The following is a 17,694-nucleotide window of genomic DNA, read 5'->3' as shown; positions in this document are numbered from 1 at the left end:
TGGTGTTCAAACGGCAAGGTTCCAAGCGGACGATCAGCGCACCGGCGGGGGGAGGTGATGAACACCGGTACCGACGCCCGAGCGGGGTGTATCGCCATTCCGACCGAAAACACCCATGGTTTCGAAATGGTCCTGGTGGAGGGAATAGCCGCTTGTGCTTGCGTCCTGATGGAGTACCTACTGCGGCCCAAAGATGAGGTCACTCCTGCGGAATGATGGAGATCTTGCCGTTTCGCTCGACGATGGCGAATTTGATCTGCTCGACACGTTCTATGCCCTGGCTGTCCCGTGCCGACTCAAGGATGTCGTCTTCGGTCAACCGCGCCCGGCGCATGCGGCTATGCAGAAAGCGTCCCTGTTCCACCACCAGGGTGGCGTGCCCATCCAGCAGCCGCGCCAAGGGCTTGGCGTTGAGCTTTGCGAGCGACAGGCCCACGTCCAGCACGATCAACGTGGCAATCACCAGTATCGCGTTGGTGAAGGAAAAGTCCTCGCCCAACAAGGCCTGCTGGGTCGCTTCGCCGATGATCAGTAAAAGAACGAAGTCAAACGTGGTCAGGTCTGCCAGCGAGCGCCGACCCGCTACACGAAACAGCAGCATCAGGGCGATATACATGCCTGCTGCGCGAAGGATGGAGTCCATGGCCCACTCCTACGGATAGAGGAAGGTGGAAAAGCGAACGGTGCTGCTTGGCCCGGCCCTGACGACACCTTCAAGCGTCCCGACATGTTCGCTGCGCAATGTCAGGTAGAGCGTGGCAATGCCGTCTCGACTGGTGCCAAGCTGCAGCAGCAGGGCCTTTCCATGAGAAAGCGATGCCTGCGGTTCAGGTTGCAGTGTCTCTATACTCGCTTCGCGCAGCAGGCTGCCGCCCAGCAACACCATCACCGGTTCCCCTGACGTGCCGCGGACGGTGATGCGCAGGTTGTCAGTGGTACCGCTGCGGCTGAGGCGTTGATATTCCACCTGCACGCGGCCGTCAGTGCTGATGGCTGTTGCGTCGCTGAGCGGGCCGTTGCCAAACAGGCCAAGCAATGCCAGCAGCACCATCACTACCAGGCACCACCACCCCACGCGTTCGAAGCGCCACACGCGCTGTTGCATGCGCATGTTTTCTTCCACCGGATAGTGCCTGGAAAGCAGCTCATCATCGTCCATGTTCCTGTTCCTCAGGCGTGCTCGCCACGCAACCAGCGTTGGTGAAAGTGCGCCAAGCGCGACAAGCCGAAGCGCGCGCCTTGGCGCATGACATCCGCGCGTTCGCCAAAGAAGCGCTGACTTTGGGTAAACACTGCTGCTGACTCACCAGCAAACGCCCAGGCAAAGCACAATGTGCCAGGTGGAGGGCCGCCCTGCGGTGCGGGTCCGGCAACTCCGGTGGTAGCAATGGCGACCGTGGCATCGCTGTCCTTCAGGGCACCCAAAGCCATTTCCCAAGCAACGGCTTCGCTGGTTAGGCCATACCTTTCGATGGTCTGCGGGCTCACCCCAAGCAGGCGCTGCTTGGCGGCAGGGGAATACACCACATAGCCGCTTTCCAGGATCTCCCCGGTGCCGGGTAACTCCGCCAGCAGGGCGACCATTGCGCCGGCCGTGCAAGATTCGGCAGTTGTGAGCAGTAGCTTATGGGCCTTGAGGTATACCAGTGCGTCGACTACAGGATCTACGGTCATCACACGTCACCCCTTACTTGTTTTGTGGTGGACGCGTTTGCGGCGAGTTTGGTTCAGCGCGTTGGCCCGCCGGTCATGACCGAGCAAAAACCCTCTGAACTTTGTTCCAAGTTCTGGCTTCTGCAGAGGTATAGGGTTGTGGCAACGCAAGCGCTGCGGCCTGTCATAGATGTAAAGAGGAGAAACGATCATGACCGAGCCTGTGACGTATTTCTGGATCGCGGTCGCAGTGATCATCCTGCTAGTTGATCTCTGGGCCATTGTCAGCGTTTTCCGCAGTGACAAGGCCGATGTGACGAAGGCGTTGTGGGCGTTGCTGTTGTTAGCGCTGCCTGTTGTCGGCCTGGCTATCTGGGGTGTGATGGGGCCGCGCGGTATTAAACGTGGTACTGGGCCTTCTTCGCCCGAACACAGTAAAGGGTAGGTGCTGAGCATGCCTTCAACAGACAAAACGCAAAAAACCGACGTGGCAAAGCCGCTCGTCAGTGGAGAGCAGGAGCGGGACAACGATGCTCGTCGTCCGGACGGCTCGACAGGCACAGACCATGACTCAACGGCCCAAAAGACCGCACGTAGCCATGCACAGCCTAAACATTAATCCACAACGGGACCGCAATCGCGGCCCCTTGCCTCGCGGCTCAGAGGATAGGTTTCCCGCCAGTCACTGCGTAGCGCGAGCCGGAGATGTAACTGCCCTCGTCAGACCCAAGCAGTACATATATCGGCGCCACTTCGACCGGCTGTCCTGGGCGGCCGAGCGGAGTCTTGGAGCCAAAATTCTGCACGGCTTCGTCCGGCATCGTCGAGGGAATAAGCGGAGTCCAGGTTGGTCCTGGCGCAACACTGTTCACGCGAATTCCTTGGCTGCCCAGCAATTGCGCCAATCCCGCAGTGAAATTGGCGATCGCGCCCTTGGTCGTGGCGTATGCCAGCAGACTGGGAGAAGGATCATCAGAATTCACCGAGCTGGTATTGATGATTGAACTGCCCCGGGGCATTGATGGCAGGGCTGCCTTGCAAATCCTGAAGATCGCGGTGATGTTGATGTCGAAGGTCTTCACCCATTCATCGTCGTCGATTTCCTCCAGCGTCTCGTGGGTCATCTGAAACGCTGCGTTGTTAACCAGGATATCGATACGCCCGAACTGCCCCACCGTCTTGTCGACGATATCCTGGCAGTGCTGCTTCTGCGCGAGGTCGCCAGGCAGCAGCAGGCACCGTCGGCCAGCGGCTTCGACCCAGCGGGCAGTCTCCCTGGCGTCGTCATGCTCGTCCAGGTAGGCAATGGCCACGTCGGCACCTTCCCGAGCGTAGGCAATGGCGACAGCTCGGCCAATGCCACTGTCAGCACCTGTGATCAAGGCGACCTTGTCCTGCAACCGGCCGCTGCCAATGTAAGTCTGTTCACCACAATCGGGGTACGGCTGCATCTTTGCCTGCGAGCCAGGGACGGGCTGCGGCTGGGAGGGAAATGGCGGAGAAGGATAGTTACGCATAGCGGTCGCTCCTGCAGGTTCGGGACGGTACATAACTGTTCGAAACGACCGACCGCATAGGGTTGGACTGGATACGCTCGCGGCGCGACCGGCGGTCCCCGATCTGCAGTTGCGATGAATCTTTGGCATCCCAACGTTTCTACCAAGGGTTGATCAGTTGTCCTTCAAGGAGCCATCACGTGCCGCGGATCATTACCCCTGCTACCCCTGAGCACGAAATCAGCGAGCAGAACGCCCGCATGTTTGGCTCGCCCAAAGAGCGCCTGGACTTTTACCGGCGTGAGATCCAGTACGAAACCAGCATCCTCGCCAATCGGACCGACGCCTACCTGACAGCTCAGTCATTTCTGGTGATCGCCTTTGTTTCGTCCATGGGCAATCTGAATCAGAGCTGGGGCGAGATGTTCACATTGCTTGTTCCACCGTTCCTCGCCCTGCTGGGCGTTCTGAGCTCACTCAATGCCTGGCCGGGCATTCGTGCGGCGTACAAGATCATCGAGCACTGGCAGCTTAAACAGAGCCATCTGTTGCGTAGCGAGCCCCTGATGGGCCTGGCCTATGACGAATCGCCGCTGTTCTGCGAAGCAGAAACCTCGCAGGCAGGACATCGCAAGTCGTTGTTGTTCTCACTGCGCACACCATGGATCTTCTTGGTGTTCTGGGTGGTGCTGGGCGGCTATGCGGTATTTATTCAGCTAGCGTGATCCCTTGGCGCACACCGGCGAGCGCCTGTATTGAAGGACATGGCCGCTCGACACTCCACCAGCTTGCACCGTCATCATTACACTTCAAAGAGGAGCACTTCAGCGATGCCATGTGAGCCGAACAGCCAGGGAATCGCGGTATTGATTGGAATCAGCGAACCAGAAGTAAGCAGTACAGAGGGGAGTCGATCCATTTGGGTAATGGCGTGCGGCTGGTTAAATTCCGCTACATCATGCAGAAGGAACTACGGGTAAATTTGACTGGTAGTTTCACGTTGAAGATCGAGCCGCAGGCCCAAGGGGACTGGGCCGGCCCGCCTTTACAGACGAGCCGCAGCCCCTGAGCTAGCGGTGCTTGCGTCGCAGTATTGCCAACGCAAGGCCACCCAACAGTACCACGGCAGCTACTGTCACCAGATCTGGTGAATGCAGTCGATTGACACGCCAGCCATCCTGCACGCCCCGTGCCCGGCGCGATGGTGCGAATAGGTTCCCGTCACAGGTTGCGGCTGGCGGGCTGTGCTGGATGCCGCGACGGCTCAACCAACCGTTGAAATTGGCAAGGCGCGGCATCAGGTAGCTTGCGATATGCGCAAGCCTTGCAATGCCGCCAACTGTGGTGTGGGCACGGGGAGAAATCGCGCAGGCCACCATCGCATTAGCGACCTGATGCGGATCATAAATCGGCCCAGGGGGAGAGATGGCGTGACCCGTGTAATTGCCAGCGTCACGAAACCCCGGCGTATCCATGACCGCGGGGTAGATGTTGCAGACATGGATATCGCGGTATTCCGTCAATTCTCCGCGTAGCGCTTCGGTCAGCCCACGCAGGCCGAACTTGCTAGCCGAATAGGCAGCGGCGTAGGGCTGCGCGATCCAGCTACCCAACGATAAGGTATTGATAAGGGTGCCATAGCCTTGGGCCTTGAAGTAGGGAAGCACTACGTAGGCGCCGCGCAGGTAACCGATTAGATCGGTCTGTATCACCTGTTCGTGGGAAGCGAGCGGCGTCTGGTCGAAGCTGCCGATGGCACCGACGCCTGCATTGTTGACCCACGCGTCGATGCGCCCTTGGCCAAAGTCGGCAGCTTGGGCTGCCAGCGCCTCGACCTGGTCGCTCTGCGTTACATCGGTCATGACCGCCATGGCATCGGTGCCGCACTCGGTGCATTCATCCAGCACTTCGAACAGCGCCTGTTCATCCCGTGCGGCCAGTACCAATCGAGCCCCTTGGCAAGCGAAGGCAAGCGCCGCTGCCCGGCCGATGCCGCTGGAGGCTCCAGTGATGACGACCACTTTGCCTTTCAGAGGACCCTGGGTCCGAGGTCTTTTCTCTTCCGGCGTCGGCTCCGGCATCTCGACGAGTTCGCGCTGACCCTCGGGTGGCCATTTCTCTATAAGGGAGAGCGTGAGAGGCGTGCCATCCACCAAGGTCAGGACCAGGTCACTGATTTCGCCCGCCATACGGCCGGGAAACACGGATTCGCCAGTGGCATCGAGCTCGTCGTAGATGAAGCGCTGGCCTTCGAGCCAGCCGACGGCGGTCAGCAATTCCGGCCCCAGATAATAGTTGCCATCCTGGAAGAACCCGGTGAAGGGATGTACCCGCTCCACGTTCTCAACGCGGTAGCGTTCGCCGGCTTTCATGCCGGTCGCCGGCTCGATCATGGCTGAGTTCCCCCGACTGTGTGCGCGGCACCCAAGGTGCCGGACGCTGCGCCCGGAACCAGGATGACTTTGCGGCAATCGTCCTGCTTCTGGTCGAACAGCTTGTAGCCCATGGCCGCCTCCTCCAGCGCCAGGCGGTGGGTGACGATCAGCTCCGGTGCCAGCCGGCCGGCCTCGATGTGCTCGAGCAGTTCTGGCAGGAACCGCTGCACGTGGGTCTGGCCCATCTTGAACGTCAGGCCCTTGTCGAAGGCATCGCCGAACATGAAGGCGTGAATGAACCCTGCGTAGACGCCGGGCACACTGACTACGCCGCCCCGGCGCACCGCGGCGATGCTCTGGCGCAGCGCCTTGCCGCTGCTGCCTTCGATTTTCAGCGCGGTCAGCACGGTTTCGGTGGTGCTGCCCTTGGCCTCGAAGCCGACCGCATCGATGACGGCATCTACGCCACGCATGCCAGGGGTTTGGCGAATGATGCTGTCGGCGGGGTCGTCGTCCTGTTCGAAGTTGATCGGCACCGCACCGTATGCGTCACAGGCAAAGGCCAGGCGGTAGTCGTTATCGTCGACCATGAAGATGGTCTGCGCGCCAAGCATGCGCGCGCAGGCCGCGCTCAGCAGCCCCACCGGCCCGGCGCCATAGATGGCCACGGTCGAACCCCGTCCGACTTGCGCATTGATCACCGCCTGCCAGGCTGTCGGGAGAATGTCCGAGAGGAACAGTACCTGATCGTCCGCCAGGGCCGTAGGCACTTTGAACGGTCCCGTGTTGGCCTTGGGCACGCGTACGTAGTCGGCTTGGCCGCCAGGCACGCCGCCGTAAAGATGGCTGTAGCCGAACAAGGCAGCCCCTGGCGGTATGCCTTTCTTGTTGAGGATGGCACCGCGCCCGGTGTTAGTGGTTTCGCAGGCGGCAAATTGCTCAAGCTGGCAGAAAAAGCAGCTGCCGCAGGCAATCACGAAGGGGATCACCACGCGGTCGCCGACCTTTACGTTGGTCACGCCACGGCCAGTGTCCTCGACGATGCCCATGAATTCATGGCCGAAGATATCGCCTGTTTCAGTTTGTGGAATCTTGCCGTGATAGAGATGAAGGTCCGAACCGCAAATAGCGGTCGCAGTGACCCGCAAAATGATGTCGTCCTCGTCCTGGAGTATTGGATCGGGAACGGTATCCACCCTGACGTCCTGGGCGCCGTGATAAGTCAATGCTCGCATAGGTTCAACTCCTGCTTGGAGGCTGGGGTGATGCTCTAAGCAGAGGAAGTCGACGGCGCAGGTAAAGTTCAGGCGGAAGCCTTCAGTGGTAAACCTGGGCAACGAGGCGCCTGCATGGGGCAGGCCGCCGCGAGTACTAAATGCAAGGAAAGAGCGCCGGCTTTACCCCTGGGTCGATGCCAGTCGTCTGCCGGGCTGAACGGGTCCAGACAAATCCGGCTCAACCCTACTGAATCGCCCATTTTCAGAAGAAGCAAGGGGAGGTCTTGAAATGGCCAGATACCTTTACTTGATCAGCTACATACTCGACAACCAACCCGGGACCTGCGAGCTGCGTATTGACGAGGAAGATTTAAGCCGTGAGGCGGCTCGCGACTACCTGCAGGGCCTTCACCGGAACGAAGCGTCATCGTTCACCGATGTGCAGGTGCAACGGCTTGAGCATGACCATGAGCCCGGCACGTCGCCAGGTCACTACCAGCAGCCTTGAGCGGGTACTGGCGGGGCAGAATGCCAGCCCAGACATCTAGGTCTTCTTGATGCCTGTTACCGGCGCGACACCGATGAGGGGCAACTCGATGAAAAGAAGAGGCGACACTTACCGACAATGGTGCGATCCGATCCTGCACCACCAAGTCTACGAAGAGACTCTCGACCATGGCCAATGCCTGGAGGTGCAGACACGCCTGTCGCGCACCGGGGCCACTCAGTTGTTCATCGGTGTCTATCGTGTTGATGGCACAGTCGTGTGCGAGCGGGCTTACGCCCGGCGCCCCGGTGAGAGCATGGGCCGGGCACTCGTGTGGGGCGTCAGGTATGGCCGGCAAGTTGCGGTCGATGGGCCAATGGTCATTTCCGAGGCAGGCGGTGTTTGATCACTGATGTGCCGACGTCGAATTGGTTCACCAGGTTTGCGAGCGTGCCCCCATAGTTTCCTCAAACTCATTGAAGCTGGTACATGCACTTCCAACGTCGGCTTCTTTCAAGTGAAAGGCGGCCTGAATCAGCGCTCGATCTGCAAAGAGGGCAAGGGCTGTCAGCATGAACGCGATCATTGAGCACACAAGCTGGGCACAACTCCGACTTGCCGCGTTGAACGACTGGTTTGTACTTTATGACGATGTTGGACGAAGACGCGACTGCCCGAGCACCTACCACGAAGATTTGCTGCGCGAGGCCGACGAGTTGGATCGTCTCGGCTTAGTAAACTGGCGCGAATGGCGGGATCTGCGGCGGCTTGCCGACCGCAGTTTCCTTCGGTCCGTTGCTGGCGCTGATTACCATCGCACCCCGCAGACGCATAACGCAGCTTGGGGGAATTTTGGGGGGAATTGATCCCCCAGATGATATGGAATGGTGTTGTGTTATGAGTAACCTATCATGCTGATTTTGTTGATTATTTTTGGTTGCGCTCAAATTTTTTTGAGGCCGAAAACGGATTCGAAATCCGTTGTACTGGCAACAGTACCTAAGGTTCAGATCCCTATCTCTCCGCCATATATCGGGAAGCCCCCGCAGGTTAAGGTCTGCGGGGCTTTTTCGTTTCTGGGTTGTACGTAGTCGCCAGGCGCCTACGTGGAGCGATTGCGGTCGGCGGGCTTAGGGTATTCGACTTACCCCTGAATCGTGGGTATGTGCCCCATCGCGGCCAGGCTGATTGTTCCTTATCTATCAGTGTCTTAGTGGCAGAACGACATCTTCTATTTGCATATCGGTTCTGTGACGGTTATAAAGATGTTGTTGGGCGTACCGCCCAAGTGCTCTTTAAACATGGTCATATTCTCTGGGCTTGCAGTTGGTGGTCGGGTAACCGGCCAGCTTTGATGTTCATCAAAGCTACCTCTCCGCAACAACCCGTTCCTCGCGTCGCATCTGTGCGCGAACGTGAAGTTCCGCTGCCCTAAGGTTGCACCTATCGTTCGATCTGAGCGGTACTGCGACCCTAAGCGCTGACTAGGAGTTTCGCTGTTCGTTGATGGTGCAATGGGAGGCAACGTGGAGTAGTACGTGGCGGCGGCGGCTTATCGATCTTGATCAATCAAGATCGACAAGCAGAACTGTGGTTTGTAGTGGTGTCTTGGTAGTTCCATTCGGCCCGGAATGCTTTGGCGGCGGCAATTCCCACCACCAGGAGCTACAACCATGTTGCATTTGAAGAAAGCAGCTCGTCTTCGGACTAAGCTGCAAAAGCACAATAACCAAGACACCCGCGTTACAGTCGATAGCAAGGATTCAAAGAAGGAAAGAGGGGAAGGTAATCGTTTCAAGCGCTTCAGGCAGGCAGTGGAAGCGTTAGCGATCCGCCAGATACTTCTGGATCTCTGGGAAAACAGGCTTGAGTACTGGGGGCATGTTTGCGAGTTTGTAAACAAAATCCTTGAGGCAGTAGGCTCATGACGCAGCAAACCACATCATTCGAATTCTGAAGGGCCGATAACGATATCGGCCCTTCGTCGTTTCTGGGGTGGAATATGGAAGCTCCTGTTTATCCGTTTAAACCAATCCACAGCATCAGGGCTCTGTCGCTGGCGCTTGGTGAGAGTGAGCAGTTGCTTAGCAGGCTTACAGCCCGTGCGGACCGAATGTATCGCCACGTCCCCCAGGAGAAGAAGGTTAAGCCTGGCCAGCCTCGCGAGACGCGCGATACTTACGATGCTCATGACCCTCTCAAGCGGGTTCAGCGAAAGATCGTTGACAAGCTGCTGTCCAGGGCGAAATTTCCGGCTTATCTGCATGGCGGTATAAAAGATCGCAAGTCTCCACGGAGCATATACAGCAATGCTGCTCTACATGCTGGAGCAAGATTCGTCATTCTTCAAGATATAAAGAATTTTTACCCTTCTATCTCTAAGGTCCATGTGCAGGCAATGTTTCAAGGGCTATTCGGATACGGAGTCTGTGTGGCGGAGATGTTGTCATCGTTATGTACTCGTTTTGGAAGCACCCCGCAGGGGGCTAGTACGAGTGGATATATCGCAAACTTAGTATTCTGGGATGTGGAGCCCAAGATAGTCAGGGAACTCTCGGGCAAAGGGTTTAATTACTCCCGGTTCGCTGACGACATTACTGTCTCCTGTGCTAGCGTGCCATCGCAGGATGAGCTTACCGGCATCGTGTCGGCCATTACCGGTATGTTGGCTGCTAAGGGGTGCCATCAGAAGCGGAGCAAGCTGCATTTAAGGGTGCGTGGCCAGGGGTTGAAGGGGGAGGGCGCTACTTTTCAACCGGTTACAGTTACTGGGTTGAGCGTTTTCAATTCTTCCCCAGGGCTCACAAAGTCAGAGCGAAAGCGTATAAGGTCTGCCGTCAGGCAGCTTGAATTGGCTAGTGAATCGACGTCTGACTGGGCTGAGATTGAGCTGATGTATCAGCGTGCGATGGGGCGTGTCGGACGGTTGCTGGCCTGCGGTCATCCGGACGGTGAGCTATTGAAGGGGCGGCTCAATGTGGTAATGCGGTCTTACCAAAAGCCTTTACTGGAGCGTTATCGACAAGATGTCGCAGAGTGCTCACTGACCATAACGGATACTGCCTGCATCCCGCCCCTATGCCCCTCCCAGTTACCAGAAGGGGTTAGCTCGTTGCCGTGGGAGTGATGCTGGGAGGGGTCAGCCCCCTGCTTCCGGAATTTACAAAGTTAGCAATTACCTTTGCGTCCGCTTTGGGTCGATAACGGCCCCTGGTGACCAGCTGCTCTCGCCCCATAGAGGCCATCCGATGTTGGCCGCTGGCGGTCCAAAGCCGCATTAGAGATAACTCAATCTCACGGGGGACTACTCGTCAATGTCGGTGAACTTCAATATGGAGCCCTTCATCCTCATGTGGCGCTCGAAAGTAGCTAGTGATCAAATCGAACTCCGCGTCAGTCGCCGCAAACTCATGCCCACCAAGGTGGTTGCGAAGATGCAACCTGTCTCGACAGGTGTCATCGTCCACCTCGATGTAGTGGACGCAATGTGAAACCTCGGCAGCGTCAGCCAGGTCGCGCAGCCATTGCCGATCTTGAGGAGTATTCGCAGGAAAGTCCAAAACGACAGTCACTCCAGCCCTAAGAACATCGACGACGAGCGGGCCCAGCACCTCCCGAATCTGGCGCGCAAGACGCACGTAGTCGGTTACTGACTTGATCTGTTCAGGGTATAGCCGTGAGAGCCAATGATCCTCGCTCAGCAGAACCGTCGATCCCTCAGTTGCCAAGCTTTTGGCTAGGGTTGACTTACCGGATGCAATCTTTCCCGAGATGAGATGCAGCACTGGTTTGGGCATAGAGACGTCTCCTTGTCGAACCCCGATGATGCTCATTGAAAAGCGCCGAAGCAATCACCGAGCCTCTAACGTCCGCTATGGGTCGATAGCGGCCTCTGGTAAGCGGCTGCTCTGTGAGGCACAACTGACCGTTATCGACTTATGGCAGCGCTTAAAAGACTACAACGGTCTCCCAACGGCGCGGAGTTCTCGTACCACTTTTTGTACCAAAACAGGGTTCTAATGGGGGAATCAGGGTAGGTTATGGTCCCTGCAAGCCTTTAAAATCCCCCTTTCCAATACTCCTGCTAATCCGCACATAAGTCCTTACCGGTTTTGCCGTTGGGGAGGGTGTGCCGCGACAGTGGGCACTTAGGTAGTGACCGGGGCAGGATGTGAGAGTTTTAGATCGATCCGTTATATAGGGCGAATGGTCGCCTGTGGGCCTTTCGCCAGCAAGGCGGCATCTGTGGAAGGGGCCGCCTTGCTGGTGATGAGGCTTGGCGTGTCAGGCCAGGTTCACCGTTGCCACCGGCTTGCGGGACGCCAGGCTGACCAACACGAAGCTCACCAGGCCGATGGCCAGGCTGTAGTAGATCGGCGAGTTGGCGTCCAGGCCATCCTTGAACATGAAGAACAACGCGGTGGCAAAACCCAGGGTCATGCTGGCGATGGCGCCGGCGGTGGTGGCGCGCTTCCAGAAGATCGCGCCCATCAGCGGGATCAGCATGCCGCCCACCAGCAGGTTGTAGGCCAGGGTCAGGGCGCTGATCACATCGTTGACCGCCAGGGCGATACCCAGCACCACCAGGCCGGTCACCAGGGTGAACAGGCGGTTGATGCCCAGGCTCGACTGCTTGCCGCCGCGCAGCTTGGGCAGCAGGTCTTCGGTGAGGGTGGTGGAGGCGGCCAGCAGGCCGGCGCTGGCGGTGGACATCATCGCGGCCAGGGCGGCGGCCATCAGCAGGCCACGGATGCCCTCTGGCAGCTGGCCCTTGATCATCTCGGCAAAGGCGTTGTTCGGGTTGGCCAGGTCGGGCATCAGTACATGGGCGGCCATGCCGATCAGCGCGCAGGCCAGGCCGTACAGCACGCAGTAGACACCGGCGGTGGTGCCGGCGCGCTGGCAGACCTTTTCGTCACGGGCGGTGAACACGCGCTGCCAGATGTCCTGGCCGATCAGGATGCCGAAGAAGTAGATCAGGAAGTAGGTGATGATGGTATCCCAGCCGATGGTGGTCCAGCTGAAGCTGGCCGCCGGCAGCTTGGCCACCAGGGCGTCCCAGCCGCCGGCCTTGTACAGGCACACCGGCAGCAGGATGAACATCAGGCCCACGGTCTTGATCACGAACTGGACGATGTCGGTGAGGGTCAGCGACCACATGCCGCCGATGGTCGAGTACACCACCACCACGCCGCCGCCGAACAGCAGCGCCATCCAGAAGGGCACGTCGAGCAGTACCTGCAGCACGGTGCCCATGGCCAGGGTCGAGGTCACCGCGATCATCAGTGCGTAGGCGAGCATGATCGCCGCACTGGCCTGGCGGGCCATCGGGTTGTAGCGGCGCTCCAGCACCTGGGTGACGGTGAAGATCTTCAGGCGCAGCAGCGGCTTGGCCAGGAACAGGTTGAGGGCGATGATCCCCAGGCCCAGGGCGGCGCACAGCCAGAAGCCGGAGATGCCGTGCACATAGCCCAGGCGCACGGTGCCGACGGTGGAGGCGCCGCCGAGCACGGTGGTGGCCATGGTGCCCATGTACAGGGTCGGGCCGAGGTTGCGCCCGGCCACCAGGTAGTCTTCGTGGGTCTTCGCGCGCCGCATGCCGTACCAGCCAAGCGCGAGCATGCCGGCGGCATAGATCAGTACAACGATGATGTCCAAGGCCATTGGGGGTCTCCCGATTATCTTTATTATGGCGAGATCGGCCGTCCGGACGGTGCAAGGCGCCCGGCGGTTCTGTCTTGTGTTGGCGGGCCTCTATGGCCCTCCCGAATGGCTCCTGCCGGGGTGTTTCAATGCTGGCGTCGTGACGTCTTCATCGCTGGCAAGCCAGCTCCCACAGGAGGCCGGCTTGCCAGCGATTGGGTATCTCAGCGGCGCACCACGCCCGGCAGCACGCAGAGCATTTCGAACAGCAGGTTGGCGCCCAGCAGCGAGGTGTTGCCGGTGGTGTCGTAGGGTGGGGAGACTTCGACCAGGTCGCAGCCGATCAGGTCCAGGCCCTGGCAGCCGCGGATGATCTCCATCGCCTGGATGGTGGTCAAGCCGCCGATCTCCGGGGTGCCGGTGCCGGGCGCCCAGGCCGGGTCGATGCCGTCGATGTCGAACGACAGGTACACCGGGCCGCCACCGACTTTCTCGCGCACTTCGGCCATCAGCGGGGCCAGCGACTTGTGCCAGCACTCCTCGGCCTGCACCACGCGAAAGCCCTGGCGGCGGCTCCAGTTGAAATCGTCGGCGGTGTAGCCCTGGGCGCGCAGGCCGATCTGCACCACGCGGTCGCAATCGAGCAGGCCTTCTTCCACGGCGCGGCGGAAGGTGGTGCCGTGGGCGATCCTCTCGCCGAACATGTGGTCGTTGACGTCGGCGTGGGCATCGATGTGCACCAGGCCGATCTTGCCGTGCTTCTTGTGCAGGGCACGCAGGATCGGCAGGGTGATGGTGTGGTCGCCGCCCAGGGTCAGCGGGATGACATTGTGTTCGACGATCTCGTCGTAGGCCTCTTCGATGATGCGCACGGCGTCGAGCAGGTTGAAGGTGTTGATCGCCACGTCACCGATGTCGGCCACCGACAGCGAGTCGAACGGGGCGGCGCCGGTGGCCATGTTGTACGGGCGGATCATCACCGATTCGGCGCGGATCTGCCGTGGGCCGAAGCGGGTGCCGGAACGCAGCGAGGTGCCGATGTCCAGCGGCACGCCGATGAACGCGGCGTCGAGGCCTTCGGCGCTTTGCAGGTGGGGCAGGCGAAGCATGGTGGCGATGCCGCCGAAACGCGGCATTTCGTTGCCGCCCAGTGGTTGGTGGAGAATCTTGTCCACGGTGGGCCTCATCAGTCGGTCGATTGTTCTGTTTGTTCGAACCTGTGCCGCCGCGCGCCCGGATCATCTGGTCATGCTGGCGGGCAGGGACATTTCGCCGCAGTCTGCGCAAGGTAGTGGCCGGGAAGAATCGCTACCGACAAATACTTACTTCAGGATTCTCTGAACTATCGGCCGGCAACCGGGTTAGACTCTGGCGATTCCACCCTGCGGACCCTGCGCCATGGCCTCATCGCTGCCCGACCTGAAACTGCTGCGCATCTTCGCCAGCGTGGTGCGCCACCAGGGGTTCGCCAATGCCCAGCGTGACCTCAACCTGTCGACCTCGGCGATCAGCACCTACATGAGCCAGCTGGAAAGCGCCCTGGGCATCGTGCTCTGCCACCGTGGCCGGGGTGGCTTCAGCCTGACCAGCAAGGGTGAGCTGTTCCATCAGGAGACCTTGCGCCTGCTCGGTGAACTGGATGGCTTCGAACAATACGCCGCAGCGCTCAAGGGCGAGCTGCGCGGCACCCTCAACCTGGGGGTGATCGACTCCACCGTTGGCGACAGCGCCCTGCCGCTGGCCGAGGCCATCGGCGCCTACAGCCAGGAACACCCGGCGGTGCACCTGCACCTGTCGGTATCGAGCCCCTACGAACTGCAACTGGGCGTGCAGGACAACCGCCTGGACCTGGCCATCGGCGCGTTTTCCTCGCGCATGAGCGGGCTGGTCTACCAGCCGCTGTACCGCGAGCAGCACTGGCTGTATTGCAGCAGTCGTCACGCGTTGTTCGGCGAGCGGCGCATTCCTGAACCGGTGATCACCCAGCAGCGCATGGTCGGACGGGGCTACTGGAGCCAGGCCGAGCTGGCCCGGCATGGTTTCAAGCACAGCGCGGCCACCGTGGAGAGCATGGAGGCGCAGTTGATCCTGATTCTTTCCGGCGCCTACATCGGCTACCTGCCCGAGCACTACGCCCAAGCCTGGGTCGACAAGGGCGACCTGCGCGTGCTGTCGCCGGCCACGTTCGGCTACCAGGCGCCGTTTTCCCTGATCATCCGCCGTGGTCGCAGCCGGGAACCGCTGATTCAGACCTTCCGCGACCTGCTCAAGAGCCAGCTCAACGTAGGGTGAGGCCAGCCGCGTTTTGGACATTCCGTCAGGGCGGGCGAATTTCCTACAAAACTTGACCGCTGGCGTGCTGGCCTTCTGCTAAATATCTACTTGCTTTGATGATTTTCCCACTCATCTGGATAAGCAAGGGATCGCCAACGATGCGCATGAATTTGCCCGTCACCGAGCACGAAAGAACCTTTCCCCAAGACCAGCGGCTGATCTCTACGACTGACCTGAACAGCCGCATAACTTATTGCAACGACGCGTTCGTGGCCATCAGCGGTTTCACCTACGACGAGCTGGTCGGCCAGCCGCATAACCTGGTGCGTCATCCCGACATGCCGCCGGCGGTCTTCGGCCATATGTGGGACACCATCAAGCAGGGCAAGCCCTGGATGGGCGTGGTCAAGAACCGCGCCAAGAACGGCGATTTCTACTGGGTCAGCGCCTACGTCACGGCGGTGTACGAGAACGGCCGCATCAGTGGCTACGAATCGGTGCGCTCGGTGCCGAGCCGGGAGCAGATCCGCCGGGCGGAGAAGCTGTATGCCCGTCTGCGCGCGGGGCGCTCGCCAGTCCCGCTGGCGGCGCGCCTGGGACATGGGGTCGGCCATGGCTGGCCGCTGATCGGCGCGGGTTTGCTGTCGGCCGCGGCCTACCTGTGGCTGCCCCCCTATGCGGCATTGGGGGGGCTGATGGCCAGCCTGCTGGCGGCCTGGTACGTGGTCGAGCACCGGCAGAACCAGTCGATCCGTCGCACCCTCGAAGAGCACCCCAAGGCCTTCACCAGCCCGTTGGTGGCCCTGACCTACAGTGACAACCCCGGCCTGCAGGGCCAGCTCGACCTGGCGATCATCAGCGAAGAGGCACGCCTGCAGACTGCGTTGACCCGCCTGGTGGATGCCGGTGTCGGGGTCAAGTCGCGGGCCGCGCAGTCCGCCGGGCTGTCTGATGCCCAGGCGCAGATGCTCGACCGCCAGCGCAGCGAGACCGATCAGTCGGCCACCGCCATCGCGCAGATGGCGGCGACCATCCAGCAGGTGACCCATAACGTGCAGACCACCGCCCACGCGGCCAGCGACGCCGACCAGCTGGCCCAGCAGGGCAGCGACCTGGCGCAGCAAAGCCTGCGCGCCATGGGCAGCATGAACGAGGCGGTCAGCGACATCGGCCAGGCGGTCAACGCCCTGGCCGAGCAGACCCAGTCCATTGGCAGCGTGGTGGATGTGATCACCTCGATTGCCGAGCAGACCAACCTGCTGGCGCTCAATGCCGCCATCGAGGCGGCGCGGGCCGGCGAGCAGGGCAGGGGCTTCGCCGTGGTGGCGGACGAGGTGCGGTCGCTGGCGCAGCGCACCCGCGCCTCGACCGAGGAGATCCACCACATCATCTCCACCCTGCGTTCCGGTGCCGACCGTGCGGTGGCCAGCGCCAGCCGTGGCCAGCAGATTTCCAGCGACAGCGTGCACAGCGTCGAGGCGGTGCAGGAGGCGTTGTCGGGGATCGCCCAGGCGATCAGCCGCATCACCGGCATGAGCCAGCAGATGGCCACGGCCTCCGAGCAGCAGAGCCATGTGGCCGAGGACATCAACCAGCAGATCGTGCGCATCGCTCATTTGTGCGACGAGAGCGCGGGGCAGGCCAAGCAGGGCGCCGAGATCAGCCAGGACCTGGAGCGCATGGCGGAGTACCTGCACAGCCTGGCGGAGCGGTTCAACCGCTGAAGCTGTAGCGGGTAACAGTGGAGGCGTGGGAGCGGGCTTGCCCCGCGATTGCGCTGCCGGATTTGTCGCGGGGCAAGCCCGCTCCCACGACCGCCTCGTAGCACCCCGGGGATGGCTACCCTGTGGCAAACTACCCGCCCCAAGGAGTTCCTCATGCCAAGACCCCGCTGCGAGCGCTGCCAGCGCCCGCTCGCCCACTGCCTCTGCCCGCTGATCCCGCACCTGGACAGCCGTACCCGCGTGGTCGTGCTGCAACACCCCAGTGAAACCGCCCACGCCTTGAACACGGCACGCCTGGCGGCCCTTGGGTTGATCAATGCCGAGCTGCGGATCGGCGAGGTGTTTGATGACCTTGGGACTTTGCTGGCGACACCGGGTTATCGCCCGGCGCTGTTGTTCCCGGGTGATGAGGCCGAGGTCCTGCAGGGTTACGGGCAAGCCGACCCGATGCCATTGTTGCTGATCGTACCCGACGGTACCTGGCGCAAGGCACGCAAGATGCTCTACCTGAACCCGCAGCTGGAAGCGTTGCCACGGGTGACGCTGGGCGCGGTCCTGCCTTCGCGCTACCGGTTGCGCAAGGCACCTGAGCCAGGCGCCGTATCCACCCTCGAGGCGATCGTGCAGGCGCTGAATGTGCTGGAAGCGCCGACAGTTTACGATGCATTGTTGCGCCCGTTCGAGGCGTTGATCGACGGGCAGATTGCAGCCATGGGCGCCGAGACCTTCGAGCGTAATCACGGCCAGGCTTGATCAAGTGGTTGGTTGTGCCGGCCCTATCGCGGGGCAAGCCCGCTCCCACGCTGGAACCCTGTTCCCTGCGCG

At 60.6% G+C, this 17,694-nt stretch carries 18 protein-coding genes and 3 pseudogenes; 12 read left to right on the top strand and 9 right to left on the bottom strand.

Annotated elements, in window-relative coordinates:
* Positions 1–66: 66 nt before the first annotated feature.
* A pseudogene (locus ABZO33_RS14770) lies at positions 67–216 on the top strand (hypothetical protein); the annotation flags it as partial.
* Here the strand turns inward: ABZO33_RS14770 and ABZO33_RS14765 are convergent.
* Genes ABZO33_RS14765 through ABZO33_RS14755 form a run of 3 tightly spaced genes read right to left on the bottom strand, consistent with a single transcriptional unit; the run spans position 200 to position 1,674 of the window.
* Complete coding sequence (locus tag ABZO33_RS14765) at positions 200–643, bottom strand: DUF421 domain-containing protein (RefSeq protein ID WP_414536627.1); 444 nt, start codon at positions 641–643, stop codon at positions 200–202. The pseudogene ABZO33_RS14770 and the gene ABZO33_RS14765 sit on opposite strands and share 17 nt — an antisense overlap.
* Before the next feature lie 9 nt (positions 644–652).
* Positions 653–1,159 (bottom strand): hypothetical protein, encoded by a 507-nt coding sequence (locus ABZO33_RS14760; RefSeq protein WP_414536626.1) that lies wholly within the window; start codon positions 1,157–1,159, stop codon positions 653–655.
* 11 nt (positions 1,160–1,170) lie between these two features.
* Positions 1,171–1,674: a CinA family protein gene (locus tag ABZO33_RS14755; RefSeq protein ID WP_414536625.1), complete on the bottom strand. Its 504-nt coding sequence runs from the start codon at positions 1,672–1,674 to the stop codon at positions 1,171–1,173.
* Positions 1,675–1,864: 190 nt separating this feature from the next.
* Here ABZO33_RS14755 and ABZO33_RS14750 point away from each other — a divergent pair, with 190 nt between their 5' ends.
* Positions 1,865–2,098, top strand: coding sequence for a PLDc N-terminal domain-containing protein (locus tag ABZO33_RS14750; RefSeq protein WP_023629589.1), 234 nt, complete (start codon positions 1,865–1,867; stop codon positions 2,096–2,098).
* Positions 2,099–2,312: 214 nt separating this feature from the next.
* On the opposite strand, the gene ABZO33_RS14745 is transcribed toward ABZO33_RS14750, so the two are convergent.
* Positions 2,313–3,170, bottom strand: coding sequence for an SDR family oxidoreductase (locus ABZO33_RS14745; protein WP_414536624.1), 858 nt, complete (start codon positions 3,168–3,170; stop codon positions 2,313–2,315).
* Positions 3,171–3,349: 179 nt separating this feature from the next.
* On the opposite strand from ABZO33_RS14745, the gene ABZO33_RS14740 reads away from it, so the two are divergent.
* Positions 3,350–3,874 carry a hypothetical protein gene (locus tag ABZO33_RS14740; protein ID WP_414536623.1) on the top strand — a complete coding sequence of 175 codons (525 nt, stop codon included), beginning with the start codon at positions 3,350–3,352 and terminating at the stop codon, positions 3,872–3,874.
* A 345-nt stretch (positions 3,875–4,219) separates the two neighbouring features.
* Here the strand turns inward: ABZO33_RS14740 and ABZO33_RS14735 are convergent, their stop codons facing one another.
* Positions 4,220–5,542: an SDR family oxidoreductase gene (locus ABZO33_RS14735; RefSeq protein ID WP_414536622.1), complete on the bottom strand. Its 1,323-nt coding sequence runs from the start codon at positions 5,540–5,542 to the stop codon at positions 4,220–4,222.
* Positions 5,539–6,759, bottom strand: coding sequence for a zinc-dependent alcohol dehydrogenase (locus ABZO33_RS14730; protein WP_414536746.1), 1,221 nt, complete (start codon positions 6,757–6,759; stop codon positions 5,539–5,541). Before ABZO33_RS14730 ends, ABZO33_RS14735 begins: the two co-directional genes overlap by 4 nt.
* A 271-nt stretch (positions 6,760–7,030) precedes the next feature.
* Here ABZO33_RS14730 and ABZO33_RS14725 point away from each other — a divergent pair, with 271 nt between their 5' ends.
* From ABZO33_RS14725 to ABZO33_RS14705, 5 genes are all read left to right on the top strand, one after another.
* A complete protein-coding gene (locus ABZO33_RS14725) occupies positions 7,031–7,249 on the top strand; it encodes a hypothetical protein (RefSeq protein ID WP_259370177.1) in 219 nt (72 codons plus the stop codon).
* A gap of 88 nt (positions 7,250–7,337) precedes the next feature.
* Positions 7,338–7,634, top strand: a complete 297-nt coding sequence (locus tag ABZO33_RS14720) for a hypothetical protein (RefSeq protein WP_414536621.1) — start codon at positions 7,338–7,340, stop codon at positions 7,632–7,634.
* Positions 7,635–7,800: 166 nt separating this feature from the next.
* Positions 7,801–8,094, top strand: a complete 294-nt coding sequence (locus ABZO33_RS14715) for a hypothetical protein (RefSeq protein ID WP_414536620.1) — start codon at positions 7,801–7,803, stop codon at positions 8,092–8,094.
* An 807-nt stretch (positions 8,095–8,901) separates the two neighbouring features.
* The gene (locus tag ABZO33_RS14710) at positions 8,902–9,156 is read left to right on the top strand and encodes a hypothetical protein (RefSeq protein WP_414536619.1); all 255 of its coding nucleotides are present in this window, start codon (positions 8,902–8,904) and stop codon (positions 9,154–9,156) included.
* Between the two features lie 74 nt (positions 9,157–9,230).
* Positions 9,231–10,355: a reverse transcriptase family protein gene (locus ABZO33_RS14705; RefSeq protein ID WP_414536618.1), complete on the top strand. Its 1,125-nt coding sequence runs from the start codon at positions 9,231–9,233 to the stop codon at positions 10,353–10,355.
* Between the two features lie 184 nt (positions 10,356–10,539).
* On the opposite strand, the gene ABZO33_RS14700 is transcribed toward ABZO33_RS14705, so the two are convergent.
* The 3 genes from ABZO33_RS14700 to speB all read right to left on the bottom strand — a co-directional run bounded on the left by ABZO33_RS14700 (position 10,540) and on the right by speB (position 14,046).
* Positions 10,540–11,025 (bottom strand): AAA family ATPase, encoded by a 486-nt coding sequence (locus tag ABZO33_RS14700; protein ID WP_414536616.1) that lies wholly within the window; start codon positions 11,023–11,025, stop codon positions 10,540–10,542.
* A 487-nt stretch (positions 11,026–11,512) separates the two neighbouring features.
* Complete coding sequence (locus tag ABZO33_RS14695; protein WP_414536615.1) at positions 11,513–12,892, bottom strand: sodium:solute symporter; 1,380 nt, start codon at positions 12,890–12,892, stop codon at positions 11,513–11,515.
* A 203-nt stretch (positions 12,893–13,095) separates the two neighbouring features.
* Positions 13,096–14,046, bottom strand: a complete 951-nt coding sequence (gene speB / locus ABZO33_RS14690; protein WP_414536614.1) for an agmatinase — start codon at positions 14,044–14,046, stop codon at positions 13,096–13,098.
* A 223-nt stretch (positions 14,047–14,269) separates the two neighbouring features.
* Between speB and ABZO33_RS14685 the strand changes: the two genes are divergently transcribed.
* The 4 genes and pseudogenes from ABZO33_RS14685 (at position 14,270) to ABZO33_RS14670 (ending at position 17,622) form a co-directional block, all read left to right on the top strand.
* Complete coding sequence (locus tag ABZO33_RS14685; RefSeq protein ID WP_046854595.1) at positions 14,270–15,163, top strand: LysR family transcriptional regulator; 894 nt, start codon at positions 14,270–14,272, stop codon at positions 15,161–15,163.
* Positions 15,164–15,261: 98 nt separating this feature from the next.
* Positions 15,262–15,612: pseudogene (locus ABZO33_RS14680) on the top strand (PAS domain-containing protein); the annotation flags it as partial.
* Positions 15,613–15,888: 276 nt separating this feature from the next.
* A pseudogene (locus tag ABZO33_RS14675) lies at positions 15,889–16,869 on the top strand (methyl-accepting chemotaxis protein); the annotation flags it as partial.
* 153 nt (positions 16,870–17,022) lie between these two features.
* Positions 17,023–17,622 carry a tRNA-uridine aminocarboxypropyltransferase gene (locus ABZO33_RS14670; protein WP_414536613.1) on the top strand — a complete coding sequence of 200 codons (600 nt, stop codon included), beginning with the start codon at positions 17,023–17,025 and terminating at the stop codon, positions 17,620–17,622.
* Positions 17,623–17,694 lie beyond the last annotated feature (72 nt).

The sequence above is a fragment of the Pseudomonas sp. CAM1A genome (genome assembly GCF_047501685.1).
Taxonomy (GTDB): domain Bacteria; phylum Pseudomonadota; class Gammaproteobacteria; order Pseudomonadales; family Pseudomonadaceae; genus Aquipseudomonas.
Note: the sequence above shows the minus strand (reverse complement) of the source record. Positions and strands in the feature narration are given on the sequence as shown.

Excerpts from the sequence above, each read along its gene's own strand:
- ABZO33_RS14765 (WP_414536627.1), bottom strand. The coding sequence starts at position 643 with ATGGACTCCATCCTTCGCGCAGCAGGCATGTATATCGCCCTGATGCTG.
- ABZO33_RS14760 (WP_414536626.1), bottom strand. The coding sequence starts at position 1,159 with ATGGACGATGATGAGCTGCTTTCCAGGCACTATCCGGTGGAAGAAAAC.
- ABZO33_RS14755 (WP_414536625.1), bottom strand. The coding sequence starts at position 1,674 with ATGACCGTAGATCCTGTAGTCGACGCACTGGTATACCTCAAGGCCCAT.
- ABZO33_RS14750 (WP_023629589.1), top strand. The coding sequence starts at position 1,865 with ATGACCGAGCCTGTGACGTATTTCTGGATCGCGGTCGCAGTGATCATC.
- ABZO33_RS14745 (WP_414536624.1), bottom strand. The coding sequence starts at position 3,170 with ATGCGTAACTATCCTTCTCCGCCATTTCCCTCCCAGCCGCAGCCCGTC.
- ABZO33_RS14735 (WP_414536622.1), bottom strand. The coding sequence starts at position 5,542 with ATGATCGAGCCGGCGACCGGCATGAAAGCCGGCGAACGCTACCGCGTT.
- ABZO33_RS14730 (WP_414536746.1), bottom strand. The coding sequence starts at position 6,759 with ATGCGAGCATTGACTTATCACGGCGCCCAGGACGTCAGGGTGGATACC.
- ABZO33_RS14725 (WP_259370177.1), top strand. The coding sequence starts at position 7,031 with ATGGCCAGATACCTTTACTTGATCAGCTACATACTCGACAACCAACCC.
- ABZO33_RS14720 (WP_414536621.1), top strand. The coding sequence starts at position 7,338 with ATGAAAAGAAGAGGCGACACTTACCGACAATGGTGCGATCCGATCCTG.
- ABZO33_RS14715 (WP_414536620.1), top strand. The coding sequence starts at position 7,801 with ATGAACGCGATCATTGAGCACACAAGCTGGGCACAACTCCGACTTGCC.
- ABZO33_RS14710 (WP_414536619.1), top strand. The coding sequence starts at position 8,902 with ATGTTGCATTTGAAGAAAGCAGCTCGTCTTCGGACTAAGCTGCAAAAG.
- ABZO33_RS14705 (WP_414536618.1), top strand. The coding sequence starts at position 9,231 with ATGGAAGCTCCTGTTTATCCGTTTAAACCAATCCACAGCATCAGGGCT.
- ABZO33_RS14700 (WP_414536616.1), bottom strand. The coding sequence starts at position 11,025 with ATGCCCAAACCAGTGCTGCATCTCATCTCGGGAAAGATTGCATCCGGT.
- ABZO33_RS14695 (WP_414536615.1), bottom strand. The coding sequence starts at position 12,892 with ATGGCCTTGGACATCATCGTTGTACTGATCTATGCCGCCGGCATGCTC.
- ABZO33_RS14685 (WP_046854595.1), top strand. The coding sequence starts at position 14,270 with ATGGCCTCATCGCTGCCCGACCTGAAACTGCTGCGCATCTTCGCCAGC.
- ABZO33_RS14670 (WP_414536613.1), top strand. The coding sequence starts at position 17,023 with ATGCCAAGACCCCGCTGCGAGCGCTGCCAGCGCCCGCTCGCCCACTGC.